Raw genomic sequence first — 4855 nt, forward strand, 5'->3', positions numbered from 1 at the left:
GTCAAGGGCGTCAACGCCGGACGCTTACCTTCTTCGGCGGCGATTCGATAGATGAAGTTTCGCAAGCGGGCTGGAATGATGCGTATCAGTCCTATGCGTGGGTGACAGGCATTTCGGCCTTGTCGGGACCCGCGCTTGTCCTGCTTGGTCAGGTGAACCCGTTGAATTATGCCTCGCTGCAGCTTGAGCCGCGGGGCGAGTCCCCTTCCCTTACAAAGGCGCGGCGCGGAACTCTTTCGGAAAGCGGTCTGGGTTCGCGGTCGGCACGGAAGCGGGCCAACGAACTGAATACGCACCTTCTGGCGCAGAGCCTGACCGTGTTCCTGCTCGACCTGGCGGAGAAGGAAGACGTTCGTCTGACGCAACTTGTGCCATGCGGTTCATCGCCGTCTGACGCGTCTGACATTATCGAGGCGGTTCGGCACGGAACGCGCGTCATATCTGATGATTGCAGGCTCTATGTTGAGCGGGACACCTCCAAGGGTGTTGGCATTACGTCCTATAAGTAGCGGGCCACCTGCCCGGTGGGTTATGGCTGCGCCTAACCCACCCTACAGGGCCAGAACTGGGGCGCCAATGGGGCGGGCTTCATGAGCAGTTGTTGCGGAGGTAGGGCCGGCGTGAAAATAACGCTTAAGTACCTCTATAGAACTCGACTATATGAGTGTGCCGGTTGCTCCTGACCCATCAGATTCTTTTCTAATTTCTTCCAAAACATCTGCATACTGACTATATGTCTCGACGTAGCGCCTGTGAAGTTCATCGTACGAGTGAAACTCATCCGAAGAAGATTTGCGAAGCATAGCGTATCTTTTTCCGCTGTCAGACTTGGGGAAGTAAAGTACGGCGGGTTTGAAGCCTGCTAGTTTAGGAAGCCCTTCGATAATCTGAACTTGTGCAATTGATCTCACTATGTGCATACCTTTGGAGGTAAGGCCGTTTAGCTTTGGATCTATACAGAGCACAAATCGTTCGCCGTCGATTTCAACGATAAGATCGTTCCAATAACGTAGGAATTCTCCCGCACCGAAGCGTGCAGACGGCATCTCAAAATACCGTGCGGTGATCTCACGAGACTTCACATATTGGATAAGAGCCTTTGCCACTTGAAGATTGCTCGTGAACTCATGTCCCGATCCCGAGGTGCAACTAGAGCGAATCAACTGTTCGACTTGTGCATCTGAGACCGGATCAAGTTTGCCCAAGAAACCAGTCTCTGCACCTAGTATCTCGCTTGTGCACAGATTGAAGGCTCCATAGCCCCAATATCCGGCACTGGTCTCACAGAACTTGCGAAGGGCAATGCGTCTCTCAACGGGCTCTAAACCCATATAGTTTGCTAAGTAATACTGGGGCAGCCGCTTCATGGCGGAATCCTTTAGACAGATCGCTTTAAGTTTCCGAATCTACTTCTTGTAATTGTATCAGATATTCGCCGATCAGCAAAAGGGTCAGTTCTCGATTTGTGCCAGACATGGTCCCAGGGTCCGTGAGATGCGTGAGTGACGTCTACAAGCTGTCCTGCCGAGAACTTTTCATAATGATAAAGAACATCCCGAAGTAAATCTAAGGTGGCGGCGTCATCAACGGGTGGAAGTGGACGCACTTCTCCGGAAAAAAGATCGATATCTTCAAAAAGCCTGTTTATCGGTCTGCGTCCAAATGGCTTTAATTCTTTATATATTGCCGGCATAACTGGGCCGAACTGCCATGCTTCAAAGTACCCAGTAACCAAAGGCTTGTCGTAACGCATTACATAGTGTGCGTGTGTCAAATAAAGGAGTTTTTGGAGCGCCAAATTTGTCACGGGACGCTCATTTCGAAGCGATGCCGCGATTATGTAGTTACATATGATTCGAGGATCGAGCGCCATGTTTCAACATATACACTACTCGCTATTTAGTTAACCGACCTTTCATCCAAGAACTGGCCCTTTTGCGCTATACTGCCTCCAAGCGCGGCGGATGACTGCGCGGGATGAAAAACCCAGGAGGAAGACGGTATGGACCTCAGGACATTGGAAATGAAAACATCCGAGGCGATCCGGAAGGATGGCGCGGAGGCGATGAGCCGGCGGGCGGCGAAGCTGTCGCGGCTGGTGGCGGAGGCGGCGCCGGCGACCGGCGCGGAGACGGCGCTGGCGCATGCGCTGCGCACGCGGCGGCGGCTGAGGCGGCCCCTGTCGAGCGCGGTATAACGGGCCCATGCTGAACGGGATCGTTCAAATTCAACCGGTCGTGTGCGCGGCGTATTAAACCTCGTTTGCCATAGTTTATGGAGATGAGGAGCAGGCCCTTGAGACTGTCGGAACACGAATGGAAAGCGGCGCGAACCATTGTGTCGGTGACGCTTGCGGCGACGGCGATCTCATTCGTGTCGATCTGGACCTGGGCGCATATCGATCCGGTGCTGACACTGCGGCGTTGCTATGAAGCCGCCATTGTCATGCCGCTGCTGATTGCGCCGCTGTGCAGCTTTGGCGTCCAGCGGGCGCACCTCAAGGTGCGGAAACTGTCTGACCAGAACGAGCATCTCGCAAACCATGACGAGCTGACGGGCCTGAGCAATCGCCGGGCCTTCTTTGCGCGCGCCGAAGCCATGCAGTCGCGGATGGGCGCTGTCAGCAGCGTGTTTGCCTGCGCCATTGCCGATATTGATGATTTCAAGCGCATCAATGACCAGCATGGCCATGATGCGGGCGACCGGGTGTTGAAGTGCCTTTCGGACATTCTCGCCGGTATTGCACCACCGGACGTCGTGATCGCGCGCCTCGGCGGCGAAGAGTTTGCGATAGCGGGGTATTTTGCCAGCGAAGGGATCGCGCGTTTCTGGTTTGACGCGCTGGTGCGGGAAATCGCGTCGTGCCAACCGGCGGGCCATGATGTGACGGTGAGCCTCGGCTGGTGCGTGGCGCAGGGCGGCGAAAACCTTTCGACCCTGCTCAACCGGGCCGACCGGGCGCTTTATGCCTCCAAGGCGGCGGGCAAGAACCAGGCAGGCAAGGCCGAGCGCGGGCCATTGCGGGTTGTCGCCATCGCCTGAGCGGCGGACTTTTATCGTGGATGATTAATGCGCGGCGAGGGTGGTCAGCGTCTGCTTGAGCTGGACGAGGGTTTCCAGCGGCAGGCCCATTTCGCAGGCGATGTTTTCGGGAATCTTCACGGCTTTGGCGCGCAAGGCGCGGCCCTGTTTGGTGAGCGTGATGCGGACGCGGCGTTCGTCGGCGGCGTCACGCGTGCGGACGATGTGGCCTGCGGTTTCGAGGCGTTTGAGGAGCGGTGTCAGCGTGCCGGAATCGAGGCTCAGGGCTTCGCCGATCTCGCCGACGAGGCGGTCGTCGCGTTCCCAGAGGACGAGCAGCGTCAGGTATTGCGGGTAGGTGAGCCCGAGGGGCTCCAGCTGGTCGCGATAGAGCCGGATGACCCGGTTGGCCGCCGCATAGAGCGCAAAGCAAAGCTGGTGATCGAGCGCGAGCGGATCGAACGGCTTGGGCTTGGCGTTTTCAGGGGCATCCGGCTCTGGGGTCATTTCACTTTCACGACGGGTTTGATGTCGATATTGCCTTTGACGGCGTTCGAATATGGGCACACGGCATGGGCCTGTGCAACCAGGTCATTCGCGGCGGCCTGGTCCAGCCCCGTGATCTCCACTTCGATCGCGACGCCGAGGGCAAAGCCGGTGTCATTCGGGTTGAGCGAGACGGAGACGTTCACCGCGCTGCTTTCAAGGGCGATCTTCTGCTGGCGGGCGACGTGGTTGATCGCGCTGTCGAAACAGGCGGCATAACCGGCGGCGAAGAGTTGTTCGGGATTGTTGCCCTTGCCGTTGCCGCCGAGCTCTTTCGGGAGCGCGAGGTCGACCTTGAAGGCGCCGTCTGTGGTTTCGCTGTGGCCGTTGCGGCCGCCTTCAGCGCGGGCAGATGTGGAATAAAGGGCCATGATGTATCTCCTGTGTTGGCAAGAGGTATATAGGGGGCAATTAAATTGTGCACAATATAAAAGGCTGCAAAAGCGCGTCACGCTTTTGTGAGGCGCTTTGGTTGCGGGCTATTGCGCGGCTTTGAGGGCCTCTGCCGGGATGATGTCGCCGTCATAGAGGGCGCGGCCGAGGATGGTGCCGGAGACGGGCGTGCCCGGCGCGGCGCGCAGGGCCGTGATGTCGGCGACATCGCGCACGCCGCCTGACGCGATGATCGGGATCGAGACGGCATTGGCGAGAGTGGAGGTGAAGTCGACATTCACGCCGGTCTTCAGGCCGTCGCGGCCGATGTCTGTTGCGATGATGGCGGTGACGCCGCAGCCTTCGAAGGCTTTTGCAAGCTCCACAGCAGACATGTCGCTGGTTTCGGCCCAGCCCTCGACGGCGACCATGCCATCCTTGGCGTCGATGCCGACAATGATGCGACCGGGCAGGTCATGGGCGGCGGCTTTGACCAATTCGGGGTCGCGCAGGGCGGCGGTGCCGAGAATGACCCGGGAGATTCCGGCCTCAAGCCAGGCGTCGATCTGGGCGCGGGTGCGGATGCCGCCGCCGAGCTGGACCGGGGCATTGGTGGCCTTGAGGATGGCTTTCACCGCGTCGCCATTGGCCGATGTGCCGGCAAAGGCGCCGTTGAGGTCAACCACGTGGAGATGGGTGAAGCCGGCGGAATCGAAGGCCGCGGCCTGGTCGGCGGGGCTGTCATTGAAGACGGTGGCGGCATCCATCTCGCCGCGCAGGAGGCGCACGCACTGGCCGTCTTTAAGGTCGATGGCGGGGTAGAGGGTGAAGGTCATGTCAGGGCTCTTACTCTTCCCCCGCCTGCGGGGGAAGTGGGCTTTGGCGCGCATGCGTCAAAGGTCGATGGGGGCGCCTT

8 protein-coding genes are annotated in these 4855 nt (G+C 58.6%); 3 read left to right on the plus strand and 5 right to left on the minus strand.

What is annotated here, in order from left to right:
• On the plus strand, positions 1 to 509 hold a 509-nt coding region (locus HOC_RS22465), incomplete at its 5' end, for a hypothetical protein (protein ID WP_035542022.1).
• 147 nt (positions 510 to 656) lie between these two features.
• Here HOC_RS22465 and HOC_RS19855 read toward each other — a convergent pair.
• Both HOC_RS19855 and HOC_RS23030 read right to left on the minus strand, forming a co-directional pair.
• Positions 657 to 1367: a hypothetical protein gene (locus tag HOC_RS19855; RefSeq protein ID WP_035542026.1), complete on the minus strand. Its 711-nt coding sequence runs from the start codon at positions 1365 to 1367 to the stop codon at positions 657 to 659.
• A gap of 11 nt (positions 1368 to 1378) precedes the next feature.
• Positions 1379 to 1873, minus strand: coding sequence for a Panacea domain-containing protein (locus tag HOC_RS23030; RefSeq protein WP_084146501.1), 495 nt, complete (start codon positions 1871 to 1873; stop codon positions 1379 to 1381).
• A gap of 129 nt (positions 1874 to 2002) precedes the next feature.
• Between HOC_RS23030 and HOC_RS21610 the strand changes: the two genes are divergently transcribed.
• Positions 2003 to 2197, plus strand: coding sequence for a hypothetical protein (locus HOC_RS21610; RefSeq protein ID WP_051625156.1), 195 nt, complete (start codon positions 2003 to 2005; stop codon positions 2195 to 2197).
• Between the two features lie 98 nt (positions 2198 to 2295).
• Complete coding sequence (locus HOC_RS19865; protein WP_051625157.1) at positions 2296 to 3042, plus strand: GGDEF domain-containing protein; 747 nt, start codon at positions 2296 to 2298, stop codon at positions 3040 to 3042.
• A 24-nt stretch (positions 3043 to 3066) separates the two neighbouring features.
• Here the strand turns inward: HOC_RS19865 and HOC_RS19870 are convergent, their stop codons facing one another.
• From HOC_RS19870 to hisA, 3 genes are all read right to left on the minus strand, one after another.
• Positions 3067 to 3528: a MarR family winged helix-turn-helix transcriptional regulator gene (locus tag HOC_RS19870; protein WP_035542036.1), complete on the minus strand. Its 462-nt coding sequence runs from the start codon at positions 3526 to 3528 to the stop codon at positions 3067 to 3069.
• Positions 3525 to 3941 (minus strand): organic hydroperoxide resistance protein, encoded by a 417-nt coding sequence (locus HOC_RS19875; RefSeq protein ID WP_199285892.1) that lies wholly within the window; start codon positions 3939 to 3941, stop codon positions 3525 to 3527. Before HOC_RS19875 ends, HOC_RS19870 begins: the two co-directional genes overlap by 4 nt.
• A 105-nt stretch (positions 3942 to 4046) precedes the next feature.
• Positions 4047 to 4775, minus strand: a complete 729-nt coding sequence (hisA, locus tag HOC_RS19880; RefSeq protein WP_035542043.1) for a 1-(5-phosphoribosyl)-5-[(5-phosphoribosylamino)methylideneamino]imidazole-4-carboxamide isomerase — start codon at positions 4773 to 4775, stop codon at positions 4047 to 4049.
• Positions 4776 to 4855: the final 80 nt, after the last annotated feature.

Origin of the sequence: Hyphomonas oceanitis SCH89 (assembly GCF_000685295.1) — a bacterium.
Classification (GTDB): Bacteria; Pseudomonadota; Alphaproteobacteria; order Caulobacterales; family Hyphomonadaceae; genus Hyphomonas; species Hyphomonas oceanitis.

Excerpts from the sequence above, each read along its gene's own strand:
- HOC_RS21610 (WP_051625156.1), top strand. The coding sequence starts at position 2,003 with ATGGACCTCAGGACATTGGAAATGAAAACATCCGAGGCGATCCGGAAG.
- hisA (WP_035542043.1), bottom strand. The coding sequence starts at position 4,775 with ATGACCTTCACCCTCTACCCCGCCATCGACCTTAAAGACGGCCAGTGC.
- HOC_RS19855 (WP_035542026.1), bottom strand. The coding sequence starts at position 1,367 with ATGAAGCGGCTGCCCCAGTATTACTTAGCAAACTATATGGGTTTAGAG.
- HOC_RS23030 (WP_084146501.1), bottom strand. The coding sequence starts at position 1,873 with ATGGCGCTCGATCCTCGAATCATATGTAACTACATAATCGCGGCATCG.
- HOC_RS19870 (WP_035542036.1), bottom strand. The coding sequence starts at position 3,528 with ATGACCCCAGAGCCGGATGCCCCTGAAAACGCCAAGCCCAAGCCGTTC.